Annotated in this window: 19 protein-coding genes and 2 pseudogenes; 4 read left to right on the plus strand and 17 right to left on the minus strand. The window is 61.7% G+C overall.

From position 1 onward, the window contains the following. Positions 1-114 precede the first annotated feature (114 nt). From R1T40_RS20595 to uvrB, 6 genes are all read right to left on the minus strand, one after another. Complete coding sequence (locus R1T40_RS20595) at positions 115-1401, minus strand: MFS transporter (RefSeq protein ID WP_317385484.1); 1287 nt, start codon at positions 1399-1401, stop codon at positions 115-117. 863 nt (positions 1402-2264) lie between these two features. Beyond that, positions 2265-2999 carry an amino acid ABC transporter ATP-binding protein gene (locus R1T40_RS20600; protein WP_317385485.1) on the minus strand — a complete coding sequence of 245 codons (735 nt, stop codon included), beginning with the start codon at positions 2997-2999 and terminating at the stop codon, positions 2265-2267. Further along, positions 2996-3670 carry an amino acid ABC transporter permease gene (locus tag R1T40_RS20605; protein WP_106165649.1) on the minus strand — a complete coding sequence of 225 codons (675 nt, stop codon included), beginning with the start codon at positions 3668-3670 and terminating at the stop codon, positions 2996-2998. Before R1T40_RS20605 ends, R1T40_RS20600 begins: the two co-directional genes overlap by 4 nt. 3 nt (positions 3671-3673) lie before the next feature. Next, the gene (locus R1T40_RS20610) at positions 3674-4447 is read right to left on the minus strand and encodes an amino acid ABC transporter substrate-binding protein (RefSeq protein ID WP_317385486.1); all 774 of its coding nucleotides are present in this window, start codon (positions 4445-4447) and stop codon (positions 3674-3676) included. 299 nt (positions 4448-4746) lie between these two features. Then, positions 4747-5103, minus strand: a complete 357-nt coding sequence (locus R1T40_RS20615; RefSeq protein WP_317385487.1) for an MliC family protein — start codon at positions 5101-5103, stop codon at positions 4747-4749. 163 nt (positions 5104-5266) lie between these two features. Continuing rightward, positions 5267-7459: an excinuclease ABC subunit UvrB gene (gene uvrB, locus R1T40_RS20620; protein WP_317385488.1), complete on the minus strand. Its 2193-nt coding sequence runs from the start codon at positions 7457-7459 to the stop codon at positions 5267-5269. Positions 7460-7664: 205 nt separating this feature from the next. On the opposite strand from uvrB, the gene R1T40_RS20625 reads away from it, so the two are divergent. The 4 genes and pseudogenes from R1T40_RS20625 to R1T40_RS20635 all read left to right on the plus strand — a co-directional run. After that, complete coding sequence (locus R1T40_RS20625; RefSeq protein WP_317385489.1) at positions 7665-7976, plus strand: ETC complex I subunit; 312 nt, start codon at positions 7665-7667, stop codon at positions 7974-7976. Positions 7977-8234: 258 nt separating this feature from the next. Beyond that, positions 8235-8498 (plus strand): annotated as a pseudogene (locus R1T40_RS22310) (DUF6880 family protein). Between the two features lie 257 nt (positions 8499-8755). Beyond that, complete coding sequence (locus R1T40_RS20630; protein ID WP_317385490.1) at positions 8756-11161, plus strand: AMP-binding protein; 2406 nt, start codon at positions 8756-8758, stop codon at positions 11159-11161. Positions 11162-11321: 160 nt separating this feature from the next. After that, a pseudogene (locus R1T40_RS20635) lies at positions 11322-11729 on the plus strand (hypothetical protein); the annotation flags it as partial. Positions 11730-11980: 251 nt separating this feature from the next. Here the strand turns inward: R1T40_RS20635 and R1T40_RS20640 are convergent. The 11 genes from R1T40_RS20640 to R1T40_RS20690 form a co-directional block, all read right to left on the minus strand. Next, entirely contained in the window at positions 11981-12676 is a 696-nt protein-coding gene (locus R1T40_RS20640; protein ID WP_317385491.1) for an RraA family protein, read from the minus strand. Further along, the gene (locus R1T40_RS20645) at positions 12673-13368 is read right to left on the minus strand and encodes an alpha/beta fold hydrolase (protein WP_317385492.1); all 696 of its coding nucleotides are present in this window, start codon (positions 13366-13368) and stop codon (positions 12673-12675) included. Before R1T40_RS20645 ends, R1T40_RS20640 begins: the two co-directional genes overlap by 4 nt. 64 nt (positions 13369-13432) lie before the next feature. Next, entirely contained in the window at positions 13433-14398 is a 966-nt protein-coding gene (locus R1T40_RS20650; protein WP_317385493.1) for a cupin domain-containing protein, read from the minus strand. Between the two features lie 33 nt (positions 14399-14431). Then, complete coding sequence (locus tag R1T40_RS20655; protein WP_279327916.1) at positions 14432-14554, minus strand: hypothetical protein; 123 nt, start codon at positions 14552-14554, stop codon at positions 14432-14434. A gap of 2 nt (positions 14555-14556) precedes the next feature. After that, entirely contained in the window at positions 14557-15546 is a 990-nt protein-coding gene (locus R1T40_RS20660; RefSeq protein ID WP_317385494.1) for a nuclear transport factor 2 family protein, read from the minus strand. A 5-nt stretch (positions 15547-15551) separates the two neighbouring features. Further along, positions 15552-16586, minus strand: a complete 1035-nt coding sequence (locus R1T40_RS20665) for a LacI family DNA-binding transcriptional regulator (RefSeq protein WP_317385495.1) — start codon at positions 16584-16586, stop codon at positions 15552-15554. Then, positions 16586-17350 (minus strand): SDR family NAD(P)-dependent oxidoreductase, encoded by a 765-nt coding sequence (locus tag R1T40_RS20670; RefSeq protein ID WP_317385496.1) that lies wholly within the window; start codon positions 17348-17350, stop codon positions 16586-16588. Before R1T40_RS20670 ends, R1T40_RS20665 begins: the two co-directional genes overlap by 1 nt. After that, a complete protein-coding gene (locus R1T40_RS20675) occupies positions 17350-18399 on the minus strand; it encodes an ester cyclase (protein WP_317385497.1) in 1050 nt (349 codons plus the stop codon). The genes R1T40_RS20670 and R1T40_RS20675 overlap by 1 nt, the downstream gene beginning before the upstream one ends. A gap of 72 nt (positions 18400-18471) precedes the next feature. Then, the gene (gene hisD / locus R1T40_RS20680; protein ID WP_317385498.1) at positions 18472-19803 is read right to left on the minus strand and encodes a histidinol dehydrogenase; all 1332 of its coding nucleotides are present in this window, start codon (positions 19801-19803) and stop codon (positions 18472-18474) included. 5 nt (positions 19804-19808) lie between these two features. Further along, positions 19809-20360 (minus strand): ester cyclase, encoded by a 552-nt coding sequence (locus R1T40_RS20685; RefSeq protein ID WP_317385499.1) that lies wholly within the window; start codon positions 20358-20360, stop codon positions 19809-19811. Positions 20361-20481: 121 nt separating this feature from the next. After that, positions 20482-21636, minus strand: coding sequence for a carbohydrate ABC transporter permease (locus R1T40_RS20690; RefSeq protein ID WP_106165484.1), 1155 nt, complete (start codon positions 21634-21636; stop codon positions 20482-20484).

A 21636-nucleotide genomic window follows, 5' to 3' on the forward strand; every position in this document is an offset into this window, starting at 1 on the left:
GCCGTGTGAAACCATCGCCAAATGGCCCCTTCTGAAGGGGTCTCCAGAGCGGCTAAGGCTCTTTCAAAGGCGCGTTTTGAGCTTAGTTTGAAGGTTTCTGCGACTGCACGAATGTCAGCTTTGTACGGCCAAGTGTTTGACCAAAACCAAGCACTGTATCGCAGCAATGAATAGAAACACTGCACCGACAATCCATGCAATCGGTGTCGAGTAAGTCTCGGCGACGATGCCGGCCAAGAGCAGGCCCAAGCTGCCCCCCAACTGCTGTATGAGTGATTTCACTGACAACATGGTCGACCGCTGACGATCTTCGACACAGCGGTGAAGAATGCTGCTGGCAGGTGTTTCGCTGACGCCAAGGAACACGGAATAGAGGACAAAAACGCCCACGAACCCGAAGATATTGCCCTGAAGCGCCAATGCGATTTGAGCGCTTGCGAGGCAAGCAAATGTCGCCGCAAGTGTCTTGGCGTGCTGCCGTTTGAAGATCCGGCTGATGTACGAAGACAGAGATGCGCCAAGAGCGATCGAGAAGAAATAAGTCGCGGTGACGACACCAATGACGGTGTTCGCATACCCCTCGTCCAACATTGGCTTGGCAAAGGTTGGCCAGATCACCTCGACCGGATTGGTTGCCATCAGGAAGAACGCCAGTGCTGTCAGCAGAACCGATAGTGCGGGATTCTTGACAGCAAGAATGCCCGCGTCTCTGATCACCAAAGGCACATTTACAAAGCCCTGCCTGAGCGCACCGGGGGCCATGGATCGCGGGGCTTCTACAATGGCGAGGCGCGTGAAAACAAACACGCCCAGCATCACCCCAAAGCTTGCAGCATAGGACACATCATAGATACTGAAACCGAGGCTTTCTGCGACCGAGCCTAACATATCGGGCAGAACGCCTCCGAGAACCGCGCCAACGGCCAAACCGACTGCATTTGCCCATTGCGCTTTGGCCAGTGCAGGCTGGACATCGACATTGGGCGCGGCGGCCTTAAAGGTTTCGACAAACCACGCATCAAGCGTCCCTGAGCGAAGCGCACGTCCAAAACCGATGAACGCAAAAGAAACTGCGAGCACATAGAAATCGCGGGTTGAGAGAAAAAGCGCCAGCGAAATCAAGCTGGCGAAGACCGCCATCAGAAAGACCGGCTTGCGTCCAATGCTGTCTGCCAATCCACCGAAAGGCAGCTCCATCGCCATCGTCGTGAGCGAGTATACCCCGAAGAGTAGTGATATCTGGAAGAGGTCCATGCCCCGGTCGGTCAACGCCAAAGCAACAACGGCAACCGTAAGACCCATCGCAAAACGATCGAGAAACTGGTGTAGCTGAAATACTAGAATGTGCCGGCGTGCCGAAGGGGGCAGTTCCATGAAGGAAAACTCTGTTTCTGATGCCATGCGTGCAGCATTGACTTTGCTGTCAGCAGGAACAAGGTGAAAGGTGGATCATGACCGCTTTCACGCGAACGAAAGCGGATGGGGGCTCCTGCTTCCCCGGCGCCACTATGCATTTCTATCATTGCAAGGAAGGGCGCTATCCAATGCAGGTTTCAACAGTAGGCCTAGATCTGGCCAAGAACACCATGAAGCTGCATGGATTAGATAAGACAGGCTGTTGCGATCAAATCCGAGGCGCAGCAGAGAATCGTATTCCGGCACCGCGCAATATGTGGTGGGCCGTGTGCGGCATAGCGATGCGCGCGGGGGATCGGCAGCGCGGTCAAGTTCGCCAACGAGGTTTTGGATAGCGACCGGCCAAGTGCTCCTCGAGGCGCCGTCGACGTCTTCGTCAAACAAAGCAACGAAATTATCGCTTCGCATCTGCTCATTCTTTCGCATGAGAGATGCACACGGTTTGATGCACACCTAGATCCACGCGCCAACTTATTCAGAAAACACCAAGGGGCGGCATGATCGCGTTTCGGCCATCATAGCAACTGCCGGTGACGCCACCAGTTCCGTATCAGTCGTGAGGTTGCTGTATGGTTGGGGCTGATACGGCTGAGGCGGTCGCGCCGCGGCACGGCGCGGATCGGGCGGATTGAAGAGACGGGCAGCAGTGGCGAGGACTGATGTATTGGTGCGGCTCACATAGGCTTGCAACGACGACATTGATGTATGCAGTATGGATCTCCGCACTCACCATTAAAGCAAGCGCCACGAGATGCTGAGGTGGTGCATAAGGCGTCGTCAGATCGGCAGAGGCGACCAGTCATATGCCGAAGGATACGGCCCTAACTGATCTGGCCCGCCAGGTGCAGTCAGCCGCTGACCCGCGCCAGAAATCGCTTCAGCCGGGGGTCCTGGGGGGCGTCGAAGATCTCCGCAGGTGTGCCTTGCTCGACGATCTTGCCGCTGTGCATGAACAGGATGCGGTCGGCGATCTCGCGGGCGAACTGCATCTCGTGGGTCACGATCAGCATGGTCTGTTTTTGCTCCGCGACCCGCCGCATCAGGTCAAGCACCTCGCCCACCCACTCCGGGTCCAGTGCCGAGGTCGGCTCGTCGAAGAGCATTAGCTCGGCGTTCAGTGCCATGGCGCGACCGATGCCAACCCGTTGTTGCTGCCCGCCGGACAGCGCGGCCGGATAGCTGTTTGCCTTGTCTGCCAGCCCGGTCTCCGCCAGCACCGCCTGCGCGCGCGCGGCGGCCTCGGCCTTGGGCAGGCGCTGCACGGTCACCAGCGCCTCCATGATGTTTTCCTGTGCCGTCTTGTTGGCAAACAGGGCGTAATTCTGGAACACGAAGCCGGTCCGCCGCCGCAGGCCGAGGATCTCTGCCTTGCGCGCACGCGCCGCATCAACAGTCAGGTCACCGATGGTGATCTTGCCCGCATCCGGGCGATCAAGGAAGTTGAGGCAGCGCAAGAGGGTGGACTTGCCGGTGCCGGAGGGGCCGATGATCACCACCCGCTCGCCTTCGGCAATGTCGAGGTCGATCTGGTCGAGCACCGGCGTTGCGCCAAATGTCTTGGTCAGTCCTGTGATCGAAATCATCGCACAAACGCCTTGTTGAGATAGGTTTCCAGCCATTTCTGGCCCTGGCTCAGCGCCTCGACCATGACCCAATAGATCACCGCCACCACCAGGAAGGCCTCAAAGTAGCGGAAACTGCCGGCGGCCTCTTTTTGCGCTGCACCCATCATCTCGGTCACGCCGAGGGTGAAGGCAAGCGAGGTGCCCTTCAGCATGTCGATGAAGTAGTTCACCAGAGTTGGCGCGGCGACGCGGGCGGCCTGCGGCAGGATGATCCGCAGCATCAGCTGCCACTGCGTCATGCCGATGGACTGCGCCGCCTCCCACTGGCTGCGATCCACGCCGATGATGGCGGCGCGGATCGATTCTGCCATATATGCGGCAAAATGCAGCGTCAGCCCGAGGATCGCTGCCGTCACCCCATCGATGCGGGTGAGGAATGACACCACTTGGGGCAGTCCGTAGTAGAACAGGAACAACTGCACCAGAAGCGGCGTGCCCCGGAAAAAGCTGATGAACAAAACCACCAGCCAATCCAGAACCGGCACCCGGATCACGCGCTCGACCGCGAGCAATGCGGCCAGAACCAGAGCACAGACCATGCCCGCCGCCGCCATCCCAAGCGTCAGCGGCACATAGCCGAGGATCACCGGTACCAGCCCCAGCATGTACTCAAAGTCGAGCGCTTGCATCGGTTACTCCGCCGCGTTGGAGGTGATGTCGGTGCCAAACCACTTGACCGAAATCTCGGTCAGTGTGCCATTGTCGCGCAGTGTGGTCAGTGCAGCATCCACCTTGTCGCGCAGCGCACGGCCATCGGCATCGTCGCGGAAGGGCAGTGCATTGCGGATTTCCGAGAACGGCTGACCGGCCAGTTGCAGCGGCAGCGGGCTTTCCTGGATGAGCTGCGCGGAGGACACGCGGTCCATGACAAAGGCATCGACGCGACCCAGTGCGGTGTCCTGCTCGATGTTGCTTTCATAGGTCTTAATTTCAACCTCATCGGCAAAGGGCAGCTCATTCAGCAATTGCTCGAAGTTGGAGCCGAGGTTCACCGCAACGATCTTGCCGCGCAGATCCTCGACGCTGGCGATGGTGTCATTGCCCTCGCGCGTCACAACCTGAGCGCCATCAAACACATAAGGCTGGGTGAAGGCGAATGTTGCCTCGCGCTCCGGCGTGATGGTGATCTGGTTGGCCACGGTATCGATGCGCCCGGCAGACAGCGCGCCGATCAGGCCGGAAAAGGACATGGTCTCGAACGCAATATCCAGGCCGGCCTCTTCGCCGACGGCGTTCATCACATCAACCTCGAACCCCTGCAAGACGTCCTGACGAACGAAGGTGAAGGGGAAATAGCCGCCGGACATGCCGACGGTCAGGGTGGTGTCTTCCGCTTGGGCGGTGGTGACGGCGGTTGCGGCCAGAAGGCTCGCCAATGTGGCGGCGCGCAGGGTGGATTTGAACATGAGAGAGACTCCTTGGTGTCTGCTGTTGCGGCACAGGTGTCGGTTTTTTGAGCAAATTACAACAACGCGCCGAATTCAGGAACCTGCGTTCGCGCGCGACGCAGGTTGCCGGGCAAATTGCACGAATTTTCGCGCGCGGCGAGACAACAATCCAAAGCGGCGCGCCTTGCCGGGAGATTGTTCTTCCGAGACTGCTCGAAACTTGCGCTTTCGCGATCAGTGAGACACGGCTATGCATCACGCGCAATGCGCCAATGCTCTGCTGGGATGGGACTTTGTCACGCGTATGTGTCGCGCACTCATGTCCCGACGCAGTTGCGCAGTATCGTTTCGGACGCGGTGTCAGAACCATAGGAAAACAAGGCCATGTTGCCCTTGCTGTGCAACTCGTAGGGACGCGCGGCGTCGAGGGAACGATAACGCACGCCAGACCCGGAGACGACCTGCGACATCACAATTTGCTGCCCGTCAATCTGTGCGACCGCCACAGAGAGGCCGTCGTCACCGTTGATGAAGGTGACCGGCACGACCCTATCGCGGTCGCAGGTGAACCGTGTCTGTGTGACCGAGATACCGTCAGGCAGCGTCGGCACCGTATCGGCGGCTGCAGGCAGAGCGGCCAGCAAGAGCGGCGCCGCGAGTACTAAGCGAAACATGGAGCACCCTTTCTGGTGTCGCGCGGTGGTCAATGCCCCGGAGGCCGAGCAGGTCTACGACGTCCTCAACGCGCTGGCGAAACACGTTTTCTTGTCCGCGACCGTTCGCGAACTCTGGCGCGCGTGACCCTGCGTCTTGCCCGGCCTCAGCCCTCAGCGGGGGTCATCTCCCCCGCCTTTTGACATTCCCACCGCGTTGACCGGCCTTGCCCGCGGTTGAGCGTCCGCGACTTTTGGTGGCCTGTTCTGCGGCGGCTTCCACGGCTGACTGACGCGCGAGCGGATCGTCGGAAATCGCCAGATCCACCGCTTCCAGACGTTTGACTTCGTCGCGCAGGCGGGCGGCCTCTTCGAACTCCAGATTTTCTGCCGCCTTGCGCATGTCTTCACGCAGCCCGGCCAGATGCGCTTCGAGGTTTGCGCCATGCATCGGCTTGTCGATGGTGGCGGTGACGCGCGACATGTCAGTGTCGCCCTCGTAAAGACCGGCCAGGACATCATCGACGTTCTTCTTCACCGTCTCGGGCGTGATGCCGTGCTTTTCATTATAGGCAATCTGTTTCTCGCGGCGGCGGTCGGTCTCTCCGATCGCCCGCTCCATGGAGCCGGTGATGCGATCCGCATACATGATCACCTTGCCGTCGGCGTTGCGCGCCGCGCGACCGATGGTCTGGATCAGCGAGGTTTCAGAGCGCAGGAACCCCTCCTTGTCGGCATCGAGAATGGCCACCAGCCCGCACTCCGGAATGTCGAGCCCCTCGCGCAGCAGGTTGATCCCCACCAAGACGTCAAAGGCCCCCAGCCGCAGGTCGCGCAGGATCTCGATCCGCTCCAGCGTATCGATGTCAGAGTGCATGTAGCGCACTTTGATGCCCTGTTCGTGCAGGTATTCGGTCAGATCCTCCGCCATGCGCTTGGTCAGCACGGTCGCAAGGGTGCGGTAGCCGCGTTCGGACACCCGGCGGATTTCGTCCAGCAGGTCATCCACCTGCATGTCGACAGGGCGGATCTCCACCTGCGGGTCCAGCAGGCCCGTGGGGCGGATCACCTGTTCCGAGAACACGCCGCCGGCCTGTTCCAGCTCCCAGGCGGACGGGGTGGCGGAGACAAACACCGACTGCGACCGCATCGCGTCCCATTCCTCGAACTTCAGCGGTCGGTTGTCCATACAGGAGGGCAAGCGGAACCCGTGTTCGGCCAGGGTGAACTTGCGCCGATAGTCGCCCTTGTACATGCCGCCGATTTGCGGCACCGAAACATGACTTTCATCGGCAAAGACGATGGCATCGTCGGGGATGAATTCGAACAGGGTGGGGGGCGGCTCACCCGGCGCGCGGCCGGTCAGATAGCGCGAGTAGTTCTCGATCCCGTTGCAATGGCCGGTGGCTTCCAGCATCTCGATGTCGAAATTGGTGCGCTGCTCCAACCGTTGTGCTTCCAGCAGTTTGCCCTCGTTCACGAGACTGTCGAGCCGCTGGCGCAGCTCTTCCTTGATCGAGATCACCGCCTGATTGAGCGTCGGCTTTGGCGTCACGTAGTGCGAGTTTGCGTAGATGCGGATTTTATCGAAGCTGCCGGTGCGCTCACCCGTGAGCGGGTCGAACTCGGTGATCGCCTCCAGCTCCTCGCCAAAGAACGACAGCTTCCAAGCGCGGTCCTCAAGGTGGGCCGGAAAGACTTCCAGCGTGTCGCCGCGCACCCGAAAAGAGCCGCGCTGAAACGCATGATCGTTGCGCTTGTATTGCTGGGCCACCAGATCGGCCATGATCTGACGTTGGTCATAATCCTTGCCGACCACCAGATCCTGCGTCATCGCCGAATAGGTCTCGACCGAGCCGATGCCGTAGATGCAGGAGACCGAGGCAATGATGATCACGTCATCGCGTTCCAGCAGCGACCTGGTGGCCGAGTGGCGCATCCGGTCGATCTGCTCGTTGATCTGGCTTTCCTTCTCGATATAGGTGTCCGAGCGGGCCACATAGGCCTCGGGCTGGTAATAGTCGTAGAAGGACACGAAATATTCGACCGAGTTCTCCGGAAAGAAGCCCTTGAACTCGCCATAGAGCTGCGCCGCCAGCGTCTTGTTCGGCGCAAGGATAATCGCCGGGCGTTGGGTCTCCTCGATGATCTTGGCCATGGTAAAGGTCTTGCCAGTACCGGTCGCGCCCAAGAGCACCTGGTCCCGCTCCCCGTCCAGCACCCCCTGGCTCAGCTCCGCGATGGCGGTAGGTTGGTCGCCCGCGGGCGAGAATGCGGTGTGCATGACAAAACTTCTGCCGCCCTCCAGCTTTTCGCGCCGCTCTGGCGCGCGGTCAGCCATCATCGGCAGGGTCTTGTCGGAATGGGCGTATGGCATCTGCGACTCCTTCGTCGGGCACGCACAGAAAGGTTGGTCCGTTTTTGTTCTACTTCAAGGGGCAAGTCAAACGAGATGGCCTTTGCATGTGGCGGGGCGGGGTGGCATCAGGGCAACCCGTCTTAAAGACGATCTATTTGAAATCTTGCCGCGCCCGCGCATCCATCGCATATAGGTGCAAAGGAATCTTCTTGAGGAGACAGCCATGCGCGCGCGGATTTACCGGCCAGCACGAAACGCCATGACCTCTGGCATGGCCAAGACGCGAAAGTGGGTGTTGGACTATGTCCCAACCACTGCGCGCGAAGTCGATCCGTTGATGGGTTGGACGTCCTCCTCCGATACGCAAAGCCAGGTGCGCCTGCGCTTTGACAGCAAGGAAGAGGCGCTGGAATACGCCAAGGATCACGACATCGAAGTCGAGGTGCAGGAACCCAAGACCCGCAAGCCCAACCTGCGTGCTGGTGGCTACGGAGAGAACTTTGCCACCAACCGCCGTGGACCCTGGACCCATTGAGGGTGTAGAACAAACCTAAGTTCTTCCGATCGAAGGCTAAGTTTTTCCCGACATCTGCATATAGGGCGCCCGGCGGGCGCCTTTTCTATATGTTGCCTTTGTGAGGCCCGCCGCTACGCTGGCATCTCAGACCCAAAGCCAACTTTCATGGCCGGAAAACCGCTCACAAAGCCAACCTGACAGCATTGCGGCGGAGGTTCTCGCCGATCTGCTCCTTGAGGCGGTCAAAGGCGATGTCGCGCGGCCGCGTCGGTGCGGATGGCTCTGGCCGCCGATGATGGCCCCGAAACCTTCACCGCCGATTTCCGCAAACGCTGCGCCGCGATCCGGCGGGGCAAGAGTTTCCTGAACCGCCCTTAGCAAAAGAAGCTGGCGCAGGAGCTGACCGAGATCATCCAGCTGATCGAGCCCCGCATCGCACCCACTGCTCCTTCGCTGACCTTCGAGCTACTCCGGTCTCAGCTGCATTTGTCTAAAGATATCCACGAACGCACCGATAACAGCTGGAGCACCATCGGGTAGATCGCACCGCGCCTGTCGTTCGCCTCGAGCGATTGATCATAGACCCCAACGCCAGCGCTCCCGGCCTGATCACCGGCTGCACGATTTGACGCCTCGCAGATATCATCGGCCACCTGCATTTCACCTGACGCGTAACCAGACGTCGGCTGCGGCGCTATGGAGTGAGGAATACTCCGTCGAATGGACACAGTTTGGTCATGAAACAGCGCCGCCCGGCGTGTGAGCCTCCCGGCATGGAAACGATGGTGTCTGGACAGATGGCTACTCAGGAACTTCAGGCCACAGCGGTGGTTCGCAAGAATTCGGTCGCATTCATTGAAGAGGTTCTGGCGCTGAACGAAGCGCGCCAGCCGCTCGTGATTGTCACGGACGAGGCACAGGCGCAGGACATGCCGGGCGTCTCGATTGATCGCTGCATCACCCCTGCGGACCGGTCCGGATGGTTCACTGCCAGACATGCTTTGATACACGATGATCGGCCTGCACAGATCAGCTATACCTCGGGAACCGAAGGCACGCCAAAGGGCATCCTGCTGAGCTATACGAACCTGGCCGACACTGCCGAGCGCATCATCGCGCAGATGAAGATGACGGAAGACATTCGCGAATACGTGGCGGTCCCGGCAACATTCAGCTTTGGCATGGGACGCTACCGCGCTGTCAGCGCCGTGGGAGGCCAGGCTTACCTACCGCCGCGCGGGTTCGACCCGCTTGAACTGGCGCAGATGCTGGCGGCAGGTCAGGTCAATGCGCTCTCTGCGGTGCCCACCTTGCTGCGCATTCTTCTTGACGCCCCCGATATCATCGGCGCGGCAGGCGAAGAGTTGCGATGGATGGAAATCGGCTCACAGCATATGACGCCGGATGAGAAGCGCCGCATCAGAGACCTGTTCCCAAACGCACGGATCACACAGCACTATGGCCTGACCGAAGCATCGCGCAGCACGTTCCTGCAGATCTCAGCGGCGACCGACGCCGAATTGCACTCTGTCGGCAAGCCGATTGGAGGCAGCGACGTGCAGATTGGCGAGGATGGCAGGGTTCGCATCCGTGGTCCGCATGTTGCGCAATACCGCATCGACACCGACGGGCTGCATGACCTGCGCGATGCCGATGGCTGGCTGCAGACCAACGACCTTGGCCACATCCAAGAGGGTCATCTCTACTTTGACGGGCGGGCCGACGATCTGATCAACTGCGGCGGAGTCAAGCTCGTCCCGGATCAACTCGAAGCGCGCATGCGTCCAGCGCTCCCGCCCGGATCCGAAATTGCGGTGGCAAAAGTCCCGGATGTTCAACGTGGTGATGGTGTACTGGTCGCAGTCCAGGCTGAAGCCTCACCGACGGAGCGGATCAGGGATCTGGCCATCGCGGCCCTGCTCGAGATGGGCATCGCCGCTGGAAGCGCCCTGCACATCATGCCGGTTGAGGCAATCCCAGTGACCGGGACCGGCAAGGTACAACGGGCAATGCTTGCTGATCAGTTCGCACAGCGTGGTCCAGCCCTCACCCCCGCCGCGCCGCCCGTGCCAACCGGAGAGATCAAGGATGTCCTCGCCCTGTTTCGGCATGAATTTCCCGGACAAACGGTTCGCCCGGACGATACTTTCGAAACTCTGGGAGGTGACTCTCTGCACTTCATCCAGTTTTCGCTCAGCTTCGAACAGCGCTTTGGCCAGCTGCCCGAGAATTGGGAAACACTCAGCACGGCCGCCCTGCAACGGCACGTGGGTGCCAGCCGGAAGTCCATCTGGCGCCGCCTTGAGTCGGTCACTCTGACGCGCGGGTTCTTCATGGTCTGTATTGTCGCGCTGCACACAGAGGCATTTATCTACAGTCCGAACTGGGGGGCAGCCTACTTTCTGATCATGCTTGCGGGCTATTCTGTCGCCCGCTTTCAGCTACCGGAAATCATCCGTACCGGCAGTGTTAAAACTCTGTTGGGAACGATCAGATATGTGGCGATCCCCACGATCCTGATGGTGGCGCTGCTGCAGGTGCTGACCCAGAGGTTTGAGATCTTGCCACTACTCTTGGTGTCCAATTACCTCGACCCGTTCACACTGAAGGGTTTTTTATTCTATTTCATAGAATTCTATCTTCAGCTTCTGGCGCTCGCGGCGCTCCTGTTTTCCTTTGCGCGCGTCAGGGAGGCCTTCCGTCTCTATCCGATGATCAGCGCATTGAGCCTGCTGGCCGCAGTTGCACTCCTCAACCAGCTCATCGAGAGCGTCTGGAGTGGTGATTATAATTTCCACCGCACGCCGTGGAATTACGCCTGGGCCTTTGCCCTCGGCATCGTACTCGCAAGCGCCAAGGACACCTCGACACGCATACTTGCGCTGGCCGTCTCAATGGTGGCTGTCTACCTCAAATGGGATCTGACATCCGCCGCATTCTATGTCACCGGCGGTACCGCAATGGTCCTGTTCGTCAGGAGTGTTACAGTTCCGGCGCCCGTCAAGATCCTGGTTGGCGAGATCGCAAACGCGTCGATGTTTGTCTATCTCTGCCACTATCAGATGATTTCCATCGTGAACAAAATATACGGCGACAGCAGGCCTTGGCTGTCGCTCATCTCTTCACTGATCGTTGGTGTGGCGGTCACCCATCTTTACGCATGGATATCTAGGAAATTCACCCAGATCGCACATCCTGCCTGACGACGCTCGCAGGGCGGTAACCGCGACTGCACGGCCGCTCCCCTTTGGCTCGATCTTTGGACGATGCGCTGCATCACGACCAAGCTATGCGCGTTCAGAGATGCAGGACTTTGCCGCCATTCAATCTAAACGCGCCAACGTCTGGTCCTGCAGCAATGTGGGCGTCGCCGGTACCGGCAAATGCCACAATGCCATCGCTGGCTGCGGGCAGAATGCAGTCATTCCACCCCACAGCGACGCCACGCGGTGGAAGACCGTCACTGCGGGTGCGATTGCCAGAAACGAGGTCCTGTGAGCTTCGAAATATCTCGGTCACGCGATCTGGCGAAGTTGGAGCGGATACCACCGCTGAGGCCGCCTCGCGATATGAGGAGGAGCAGAAAACGATCCGGGGGATCGTTTTCCCGACGATTAGATGCACTGCGTCAGACTGTTGGGACAGCGCCTCCTGGTGCGGAACTTCGACAGACAGGCCGCGGACGTCCAGGTTCTGATCACTGCGATGAACGGTTACACCGCCCGTGGGATGAAGCCGTCAGGGGAAAGGGGGACGCTGGCGATCACCTGATTTGTGCGGAAGAGACCTCGCGCGGCAACTCCGGGTACGAATGGCTCTGCTTGCTGATGGTACCCGCCACGCGGTCTGAAGGATAAATCTGCCCTGGGGGAAGGTGACACACACTCTTTGACGGAGCTGCGCGTCAAAGCCGTCTCGATGAAGTATCCGCCCATCGACTGCCGAGTTGTGGGTGAACCTCTTGGGACGGAAAGTGACAGAAACGAACACTCTGCGAGGCATGATCTCGGGAGACTGTCCATTCATGTTCGCGACTGCTCGAACCGGGCCCAGGCGGCTTCGAATGTCGCGAAGTCGAAACCGGGGGCTTTTGCGGGCTCCAGCACCAGCTTCTCGGTCTCCAGCAGTTTGGATATGGCCTCCGCCAGCATCGGGATCACCGCAGGCGGGATCACCACGGCGCCGTGGCGGTCGGCGTGGATCAGATCACCGGGGGCGACAGTCAGGCCGAAGATCTCGACGGGCGTGTCGATCTCGCGCACATGCACAAACCCGTGGCTGGGACCGATAGAGCCTGCAACCACCGGAAAGCCCTCGGGCAAGTCGCCAAGGTCGCGCATGACGCCATTGGTGAGCGCGCCGAAAATGCCAAAGCCCTTGTGAACGGTGGTGTTGATCTCGCCCCAATAGGCGCCGATGGCGTTTGGGTAGTCCAGGTCCTCGATCACGGTGACGGCGGGGGCAGGGGCCTCTGCCATGTATTCGTAATAGGCCATGCGGCGGGCCTTGATGACCTCGGGCGGCTCTGCGGGCGGCGCCACGGCAGCGACCTTGGCGGTGCGGGCGTAGCCGACCATGGCCGGGGCCTCCGGGGCGGAGGCCAGCAGGGTGCCACGGGTAAAGGCGTCAAAGCCGCGTTTGCCCTCGGCGACCTCGATTGCGTTGCAGACGGTGGGGGTATCCACCTGCCGCAGCAGGGTGAGCAAGTCGGGTGTCATATGTCCTCCAGCCAGCGGGCCAGTGCCGCCGTTGTTTGTTCGGGGGCCTCAAGGGTGGGCAGGTGGCCGCAGTCGGGCAGCACGTCGAGGCGGCAGTGCGGCATCAATTCCTGCATCAGCTCGTGTCGCGCAACCGGGCAGAGCCGGTCCTGCGCGCCGCAGAGGATCAGCGCCGGCCCCGCAAAGGAGCGCAGCGTTGCGCATTGATCCGGGCGATCGCGCAGCGCCAGCGACTGGCGCACAAAGACCTCCGGACCCAGTGCCAGCGCCATCTCCAGGCACAGCGCGGAAATCGGATGCGCGGGGTCGGGCGTGGCGAGGTAGTTGGGGATCATGATGTCGGTCATGAGCTTTGCCAGGCTGCCGTTCTGTGCGGCCTCGATCTGCGGTGCCCGCTTTGCCTTGACCTCGGGGACCTCGGCCAGCGGGTTGGTGTCCAGCAGCGCCAGCCCGGCCACGCGGTCGGGGGCCTGACGCAGCACTTCCATCGCAAGGATGCCGCCCATCGACAGGCCTGCAAGGGCAAAGCGTGGCGGCGCGTGGTGCAGCACCTCTGCGGCCAGCGCCCCAACGGTGTCGTGTCCGGTCAGCGCCGCGCAGGTGACGGTGCGCGTGGCAGAGAGAGCACCGATCTGTGGCGCAAACAGCCGCGCATCGCACATCATGCCAGGAAGAAATACGAGGGGAGTCATAGCGGCCTCCGTTCGGGAGGGGCCGCGCGGCAGGGCGCGGCCCGTGGGTCGATCAGGCACCCGTTCAGGCGGCACCGCTCCAGGTGGCCCCGGCGGGATCGTCGGTCTCGGTCACGCGGTAGAGGCTCGCCTCGCCGGTCATCGAGGGCGCAAGGCTGTAGCTCTCGCCCGGTTTCAGCAGGCAGGTATCGCCCGGGTTCAGCACGGTATCGAAATCGCCCACCCGCAGCGCCCAGTGGCCGCGCATCGGCATCAGCACCACGTGTTTGTCGGGCGTGATCGGGCTGTCGTCCAGCGAGGTGCGGGACAGGAAGTCGACCTCGAAACCGGGCTTGTCCTTCAGGAGCGCATCGGTGCCGATCACCTTGGCGGGCTGTTTGCCCGACAGCGCCATCAGGTCCCAGTAACGCGCCACATAGCGCGGCACCACGGCCTCGACCGGGGTTTCGGGGAAGTCTTTCATCTGCACTTCGGTCAGGGTGGGAATGGGCTGGACGTTGTGCGGCAGCTCCTGACCCTGCTTGGTGTCGTAGAGCACGCCGTTGTTGCCCAGCACGAGCCCATGGGCGCGGGCCTCTTCGATCACCTGCGGCGCCCATGTGACACCGCCCCCGGCATCGTCACCGCCGAGGATCGCCATGATCATTCCGTAATCGGTGCCGACGTTTTCAAAGCCGCGAAAGATGCCGGTGGGAATGTTGAAGATATCGCCTTCTTCGGCAATGAACTCGCCCGCGTCGCCATTGCGGCCCCAGAAGAACCGCCAGCGGCCCTTGAGGACAAAAAACACCTCCGCCGTGGTGTGGCTATGGAGCGAGTTGCGGCAGTTGGGCGGCTGACCGGCTGCGCCGATGTTGAACCCGGGGGTGTCGCGGATGTGGACGTGCTGATCGGGGGATTCCGAGACGCCGCCGCCGATGATGGTGAAGTTTTCCTTCTGGTTCGACCCCGGCGTGTGTGCGTCGATAAAGGCGGTCTTGCAGGGGCGCAGTTCGCCGTAACGGACGATGCGATCATTCAGAGTGCTCATGGAGTTTATCCTTTGATATGAAACAGAAATACGTCAGGTTGAGAGACCTGCGCCGGGTGGGCGCAGGTTCAGCCGACGCGCCCGCAGCGATGCGCGATGCGCATGCATCCGCCGGGTGGCCTCGCGGGCATCCAGTTTCATGTCAAAGGCGGGCATGATCACTCCGCCTCAGTTTGCATCAGGATCTGTTTCCAGACCGAGGTTTCATCAAACAGCGTGTATTCGCGGCGCAGTTTCACGTCGCCGCCGACTAGCGCGCCGAATTCGGCGTGGGAAATGCCGAGGATATAGACCTCGGCGCCGGTCGGCACACCAAAGGCGCCCCAGCCTTCGTGCTTGCCATGCAGGCTCCAGCGCAGGGCGGAGCGCGGCGGCATATGCGGATCCTCGCGACCGATCTGGTGATCGATGGTGAAGGTTGCGTTCGGGAACGCCGCCCGCAGCCCCATCCAAAAACGGTCCACCGCGCCAAAGGAATGGCCGGTGACGCCGCCGGGATATTCCACATGGGCGGCGCGATCATAGGTCTCTTCGATGGCGGCCATATCAGCATTCATGATCCGGGTCAGGATCTCGGCGTGGCGGCCGCCCCATTCATTGTCGTTGCCCTGCCCGGTGTAGGGACCGGGGCGATCCGTGGCCGGGCTCAGGGGTTTGACGCAATTGGCCGCACCGCCCTCGTTCTCGATCAGCTGGGCGGCATAGTCCCTGGGCTCCCAGCCCATCTGGCGCACGATGGCGCCCTGATCGCGGATCAGCCATTCATCGTTGATCTGATTGTTGATGGCATGACAGTCGGCGAGGATACGGTACTGGAGTTTCTTGCCGGTGGCCTTGCCATAGACCCCGTCGCCTGTATGGGTCGCTGTGGAGATGATCCGGTGCGAGGACAGCATGCCCGTCTCCGGCGTGCCGGACCAGATCACATCCTCGCCCAAGAGCTCCCGGTCCGGGAACTCCGCAAGCGTGGCCATGGTGGCGCCGATCACATTCTGATTGCCGACCACCACCGAGGCAGGCGAGCGCACGACGATGTCGTCGCTGTAGTAGCGGTGCAATGTGGCGATGCCGCGATCTTCCCAGATCTCCTTGGTGATGCCGATGATATAGTCGGGGAAGTCGCGAAATTTCGCATCAAAGCCTTGCATGGGGGTTATCCTTCTGTGGGCCAGTCGTCCGGTATACGCGCCGATCCACGCAGGATCAGCGGCGCTTCGATCTGCACATGGCAGGGGCTGGCGGTGTCTGGGGTGTCGATTTGTTCAAACATGGCGCGCACGGTCTCGGCCACCATCAGATTGGCGCGCTGCCGGATCGTGGTCAGGTTATAGGCGCGCCACGCGGCCGGCGGGACGTCGTCATAGCCCACGACCGAGACATCCTCGGGGATGCGCAGGCCCAGCTCGAACCGCAGCACATCCATCACCGCAAAGGCCATGTGGTCATTGGCGACAAAGACCGCATCGGGGCGTTCGCCAGCGGGGACGGAGAACATGTCGCGAGCGGCCTGTTCGGCCTGCTCGACACTGAAATTGCCCACGGCGCGGGCAAAGAGATCCCGCCCGGCCCCGGAAAGGGCCTCGCGAAAGGCTGCCTCGCGGTCGCGCTGGGTGGAGGCGCCTTCCCAACCGGCGATATAGGCGATGCGCTGGTGCCCGCCTGCCATCAGGAACTCGGCCACCCGCCGCCCACCGGCGCGATTGTCCGAGGTCACGGCAGCGATGCCTTCGATGTCCTGGGCGCGGTTGAACAGCACCACCGGCACGCCAAGCTGCTGACAGCGCGCGGAAATATCCGAGGACATGGCAACTGAGGCAAGGATGATCCCGTCGACCTGATGGTCGAGGATCTCCTCCATCACCTGATCGATATTGCCCGCCGTCTGCGAGGCCATGAAGACCAGCACGTGATAGCCCTTGGCCTGCAAGGCGGTGGAGAGTTTCTCCAACGCTTCGGGGTAGAAGTAGTTTTCCAGATAGGCGACCACCAGCCCGATGATGCGCGACCGCCCCGAGGCCATGGCACGTGCCAGCACATTGGGGCGATAGCCGAGGTCTTCGGCGGCCATGCGCACCTTGTCGGCGGTTTTCTTGCTGACCGAGGCACCGGGGGTGAAAAACCGGCTCACAGCGGATTGGCTGACGCCCGCGCGCTCGGCAACCTGGAGGATGGTGACTTTCTCGCTCATCAGTCTGCCGTCCAGCCGCCGTCGATCAGCATCGAGGTGCCAGTGACCATGGCCGACGCGCCAGAGGCCAGATAGAGCACCGCGCCCATGATGTCGTCCACCTCGCCGACGCGGGGCAGCTTGATCTTCTCCATGATCCAGGCGGCGCGCTCGGGGTCGTCAAAGGTGGCCTGCGTCAGCGGGGTGCGGATGAAGGTCGGGCAGACCGTGTTGATGCGCACGTTCGATTTGCCCCATTCGATCGCCATGGCTTTGACCATGCCCTCCAGCCCGTGTTTGCTGGCGCAATAGACGGCGCGGTCGATGCCGCCCACATGGCCCATCTGACTCGAGATATGGATGATCGATCCGGGCTTTTGTGCCGCTATCATCGCCCGCGCCGCCCAGGCCGACAGGAAATAGGCAGAGCGCAGGTTGCCCCCCATCACCGCATCATAATCCGCGGGCGTGGTCTCAAGTGCGGGGCCATGACGCGCAAGCCCCGCTGAATTCACCACCACGTCAAAGGCCGCGCCGTCAAGCGCCGACTCTAGCGCCACAAGGTCGCCCTGATCCAGCGGCAGCGCTTCGGCGCTGTAACCGGCCGCCTGCATCGCCGCCACCGTCGCCTCCAGCCGCTCCGCCCCGCGCGCCGCACAGACCACATGCGCCCCGGCACCCGCCAGCGCGACCGCGCAGCCCTGCCCGATGCCGGAGGAGGCACCGGTCACCAGCGCGCGTTTGCCAGTGAGATCAAAGGACGGGGGGCGGGGCAGGTCGGTCATCAGCTCATTCCATTCGGGATATTGATCGGCGCAAGATTGCGTGCCTTGTTGAACTCACGCAGCCGGGCAAAGACGTCAACGCCAAGTTGCGCATAGGCATCCAGCAGATCGACCAGAACCCAGTTTTCCCGGATCTTGCCGTTCTCCAGCCGCCAGAAGTCCAGACTGCGCATGGTGATCTTCCTGCCCGCGGGCGCAATCCCCATCCAGCCGTCATGGGTGACGGTCTGGATCATGTTCGGCCAGCCGGTGACGGCGGCATAGTCGCCATCGCCAAAGAAATGATAGTTGATCTCGTCCACATACTGGCCACGATCCGGCATGCCGTTCAGAAACGGGATCTGATGCCAATTGCGAAACCCCGCAATGCCGCGCCCGGTGCCAATGCCCGACGGCCCGTACCAGTTCATGCGCGGATGCCAAAAACGCTCCATCTCCATCACCTCCGGGCCGCCCTGCGCGGGGTGCTTCTTCAGATGCTCGAGCATGTCGATGATGTGCTGACAGGTGGCCGCACCCTTCTCGGCATCATAAGGCCCCGGCACCAATCCGTCCTGCGTCGCAGGCCCCGGCACATGCCATTCCCGCCCCAGCGACGGCGCCATCGGCCAGGCGTTGGCCTGCATCATCACCTCGGGAATGTCCCAGAGCGCCTGCACCTCCACCACCTTGCCGTCAACAATGCGATAGAACTCGTGAAACCGCATGCTGACCTGATGACCGCTGGGCGGAATGTCGAGCCAGGGTGCGGTAAAGACCCCGGTGTAATACCCACCTGCGCCCACCCAGTCGTTGCCAAATTCATCCGGCCCGGCGATCACGATGGTGTCGCGACGCTCCAGATCCGGCCAGGCCTTGAAGAGACCCGCATAGACCGCGTCATAAAAGGCCTCCACCCCGGTGAGATCCCCGAACGGGTGGCAGAACCGAAACAGCACATCCGGCGTGCAGACCGATCCAAGTGCGGCTCGCACGCCCGCCGCGTCAAAATCATACATTGCCGCCCGAAGCGGCGCGATCAACGCCTTGTTCTGTGTGTGAACATCCATGGCTCTTGCCTTCATCTTTTCAAAAATACCTCGGGGGAGGCCCCGCGAGGGGCCGGGGGCAGCGCCCCTTTTTTACTCCGCCGCCTCGCGATAAGGGGCCGCCGCGCCATAGGGTACATTCACCCCGCCGTAGCGGCGCACCCGGATGTTGCATTGCTCGGCATGGCCCACAAATCCCTCAAGCATACAGAGGCGCGAGCCGTATTCGCCGACCAGAGTGGCCGCCTCATCGGTCAAAACCTTCTGATAGCTATGGGTTTTCAGGAACTTCCCAACCCAGAGACCACCGGTATAGCGCCCCGCCTTCAGCGTCGGCAGCGTGTGGTTGGTGCCGATCACCTTGTCGCCATTGGCGACATTGGTGCGCGGCCCCAGGAAAAGTGCGCCATAGCAGGTCATCTGCTCGAGGAACCAGTCGTCGCGGTCGGTCATCACCTGCACATGTTCCGAGGCGATCTCGTCGGCGATCTCGCGCATCTCCTCGTAGCTGTCACACAGGATCACCTCGCCGTAATCCTCCCAGGAGACCCGCGCGGTGTCGGCGGTGGGCAGGATCTTCAGCAGCCGGTCGATCTCCTCCAGCGTGCCCTCGGCCAGGGCGCGTGAATTCGTGACCAGAACGGCGGGCGAGTTATAGCCGTGTTCGGCCTGCCCCAGAAGATCGGTGGCACACAGCTCGGGATCGGCGGCGGTCTCATCGGCGATCACCATGGTCTCGGTGGGGCCGGCAAAGAGATCAATGCCGACGCGGCCAAAGAGTTGCCGCTTGGCCTCCGCCACAAAGGCATTGCCGGGACCGACGAGCATATGCACCGCCTCGATGCTCTCGGTGCCGATCGCCATCGCGCCCACGGCCTGAATGCCGCCGAGGATATGGATCTCATCGGCGCCGCCAAAATGCATCGCGGCGACCACGGCGGGGTTCGGTTTGCCCTTGAACGGCGGCGTGCAGGCCACGATACGCGGCACGCCAGCGACCTTGGCGGTGGCGACCGACATATGGGCCGAGGCTACCATGGGGAACTTGCCCCCCGGCACGTAGCAGCCCACCGATTGCACCGGGATGTTCTTGTGGCCGAGGATCACGCCGGGCAGGGTTTCCACCTCTATATCCAGCATGGACGCGCGCTGCGCCTTGGCAAAGGCCACGACCTGCTTTTGCGCGAACTTGATGTCGGCAATCTCGCGCTCGGTCAGCTCACCGATCAAGGCATCGATCTGCGCCTGGCTGAGGCGAAAGCTCTCGGGCGCGTAGCCGTCGAATTTCTCGCTGAGGTCGCGCACGGCGGCATCGCCGCGGGCCTCGATGTCGGCAAGGGTGGCCTCCACCGTGGCGCGGGTCTTGGCATTGTCTTCGGCGCGGGCGGCGTCGGATTTGCCGCGTTTGAGATAGGTGATAGCCATGGCTCTTATCCTTGGTTGTCGGTACGCGGAGTGTCGGGGTGCGGCGGGGTCTTTTCGCCGCGGTCATAGGCTTCCCAGCCGTGGCCGTTGAACAGATCCACACCGAGCTGTGCTGCCACATGGGCGAAATCCACATTCACCCAGTTGTCGACGATCTTGCCGTCCTGAACTTTCCAGAAGTCCATATAGCGGATCTCGACCCGCTTGCCGGTGGGCGCGATGCCGAGGAATTCGCCCGAATGGGTGGCTTCCTGACGGCCAAAGGCGGCCGCCCATTCGCCCATATAGAGGCGCGCCTCGTCGATGCAGGTCTTGTCGGAAAACGCCGCCTGAAAGGGGCGCTGCCAATTGTCCTGAAATTCCCGCAGGCCGGTCTTGGTGCCGCAGCCCTGATTGCCGAGCCAGCGGAAGTTTTCTGCAAAGAACTCGCCGATGTCGGCAATGCGGTGGTCGTTGAGACCGTCGACCATGGCCTCAATTACGGCGCGGGTCTCGTCGGTCTTGGTCATATCCGTGTCGCGGGTCAGCACGGCCTGTTCGGGGCGGGAACCTTTCATGAGGTCTCTCCTGTGTGGGATCTGTCAAAGGGCAGCGGCGGGCGCGCGGCGGACAGAAAATCCCGTGGCAGGCGATTCAGTGCCGGGTGGCGGGCGCTGGCCGTATGGCGAAAGGCGCAGCTCATCCCTTGACCGCCCCTGCTGTCAGGCCAGAGACGATCTGGCGCTGGAACACCATCACCAGGATGAACAGGGGCGCGGTGATCGACACGGCGGCGGCAACGGCGACCACCTGATCGGTGGTGGTGGTTTCGCGGTTGAACATGCCCGCGATGGCCGGAACCATGGTCTGGTTCTGCGCATCGAGCAGGAGCGAGGTCACCAGAAAGTCGTTATAAGCCAAGAGGAAAGAGAACAACCCCGTAGTAATGACCCCTGGCCACATCACCGGCATGATGACCCTGCGAAAGGCCTGGAAATGGTTGCAGCCATCGACCCGCGCGGCCTCGTCCAGTTCGGCGGGGATGTTCTGGAAGAACGACCGCAGCATCCAGATGGTGAAGGGCTGGTTGATCGCCACCAGCACCGCGATCACCGCCATCGGCTTGCCATAGAGAGTCGGCGCGTTCTCCCCGAGGATCGGTGCCAGCCATTCGGACGAGTTGATAAACACCGGCAGATAGCCCGCCACCAGCACCGAATGGGGCAGGGCGCGGAACACCAGCGCGACGATCAAGATCCAGAAGGCCAGCGTTGAGCCAGACCGCGCCAGACCATAGCCCGCAAGCGTGCCCACGGTGAGTGACACGGTCACGACGCCTGCGGTCACCACCAGCGAGTTCTGGAAGTTGTTGGAAAAGCCCCGGTCGATCCAGACGGTTTTGTAGTGCTCGGTCGTCAGACCAATCACATCCGCCCCAAAGGCCCCAAGCACCGGGTTCAGCGCGTTCGAAAGCACGGGCAAAAGGCCAAACAGCGTGACAAGCGCGACCAGACCAAAAGCAGCCGCACCAATGAGCCAGCCCAGCCAGACCGCGCCCGCGGGGGCGTAGCTCCTGACCATCGAGGGCAGCAGCCGGGCCGCCCCCCGCCACAGCCCCCAGAGCGCAAGCCCCAGCAGGCAGATGTCGAGGAGCGACACGCCATGCCCCTTGGCGCGGGTTTCGGGGCCGAAGATCACATTGAGCGCATTGGCATCAAAGGCATCCACCGGTGTCTTGAAGCTCATCACCGTGATCCAGAAGATCGGGAAGGCGGCGATGACGCACCACAGGATCAGGAGGCTGTTGGAGGTCAGACGCAGGCTGAGGGGCTGGCGCATGGCACGGGACGACAT

It is taken from the genome of Tritonibacter scottomollicae, assembly GCF_032924845.1.
GTDB lineage: Bacteria > Pseudomonadota > Alphaproteobacteria > Rhodobacterales > Rhodobacteraceae > Epibacterium > Epibacterium scottomollicae.

What these genes read in the sequence shown, in the direction of transcription:
- R1T40_RS20650 (WP_317385493.1), bottom strand. Translation starts at nt 14,398, where the DNA reads ATGAGCACTCTGAATGATCGCATCGTCCGTTACGGCGAACTGCGCCCC.
- R1T40_RS20645 (WP_317385492.1), bottom strand. Translation starts at nt 13,368, where the DNA reads ATGACTCCCCTCGTATTTCTTCCTGGCATGATGTGCGATGCGCGGCTG.
- uvrB (WP_317385488.1), bottom strand. Translation starts at nt 7,459, where the DNA reads ATGCCATACGCCCATTCCGACAAGACCCTGCCGATGATGGCTGACCGC.
- R1T40_RS20665 (WP_317385495.1), bottom strand. Translation starts at nt 16,586, where the DNA reads ATGAGCGAGAAAGTCACCATCCTCCAGGTTGCCGAGCGCGCGGGCGTC.
- R1T40_RS20690 (WP_106165484.1), bottom strand. Translation starts at nt 21,636, where the DNA reads ATGTCGTCCCGTGCCATGCGCCAGCCCCTCAGCCTGCGTCTGACCTCC.
- R1T40_RS20615 (WP_317385487.1), bottom strand. Translation starts at nt 5,103, where the DNA reads ATGTTTCGCTTAGTACTCGCGGCGCCGCTCTTGCTGGCCGCTCTGCCT.
- R1T40_RS20675 (WP_317385497.1), bottom strand. Translation starts at nt 18,399, where the DNA reads ATGGATGTTCACACACAGAACAAGGCGTTGATCGCGCCGCTTCGGGCG.
- hisD (WP_317385498.1), bottom strand. Translation starts at nt 19,803, where the DNA reads ATGGCTATCACCTATCTCAAACGCGGCAAATCCGACGCCGCCCGCGCC.
- R1T40_RS20655 (WP_279327916.1), bottom strand. Translation starts at nt 14,554, where the DNA reads ATGCCCGCCTTTGACATGAAACTGGATGCCCGCGAGGCCACCCGGCGG.
- R1T40_RS20660 (WP_317385494.1), bottom strand. Translation starts at nt 15,546, where the DNA reads ATGCAAGGCTTTGATGCGAAATTTCGCGACTTCCCCGACTATATCATC.
- R1T40_RS20640 (WP_317385491.1), bottom strand. Translation starts at nt 12,676, where the DNA reads ATGACACCCGACTTGCTCACCCTGCTGCGGCAGGTGGATACCCCCACC.
- R1T40_RS20600 (WP_317385485.1), bottom strand. Translation starts at nt 2,999, where the DNA reads ATGATTTCGATCACAGGACTGACCAAGACATTTGGCGCAACGCCGGTG.
- R1T40_RS20625 (WP_317385489.1), top strand. Translation starts at nt 7,665, where the DNA reads ATGCGCGCGCGGATTTACCGGCCAGCACGAAACGCCATGACCTCTGGC.
- R1T40_RS20685 (WP_317385499.1), bottom strand. Translation starts at nt 20,360, where the DNA reads ATGAAAGGTTCCCGCCCCGAACAGGCCGTGCTGACCCGCGACACGGAT.
- R1T40_RS20630 (WP_317385490.1), top strand. Translation starts at nt 8,756, where the DNA reads ATGGCTACTCAGGAACTTCAGGCCACAGCGGTGGTTCGCAAGAATTCG.
- R1T40_RS20595 (WP_317385484.1), bottom strand. Translation starts at nt 1,401, where the DNA reads ATGGCATCAGAAACAGAGTTTTCCTTCATGGAACTGCCCCCTTCGGCA.
- R1T40_RS20610 (WP_317385486.1), bottom strand. Translation starts at nt 4,447, where the DNA reads ATGTTCAAATCCACCCTGCGCGCCGCCACATTGGCGAGCCTTCTGGCC.
- R1T40_RS20670 (WP_317385496.1), bottom strand. Translation starts at nt 17,350, where the DNA reads ATGACCGACCTGCCCCGCCCCCCGTCCTTTGATCTCACTGGCAAACGC.
- R1T40_RS20605 (WP_106165649.1), bottom strand. Translation starts at nt 3,670, where the DNA reads ATGCAAGCGCTCGACTTTGAGTACATGCTGGGGCTGGTACCGGTGATC.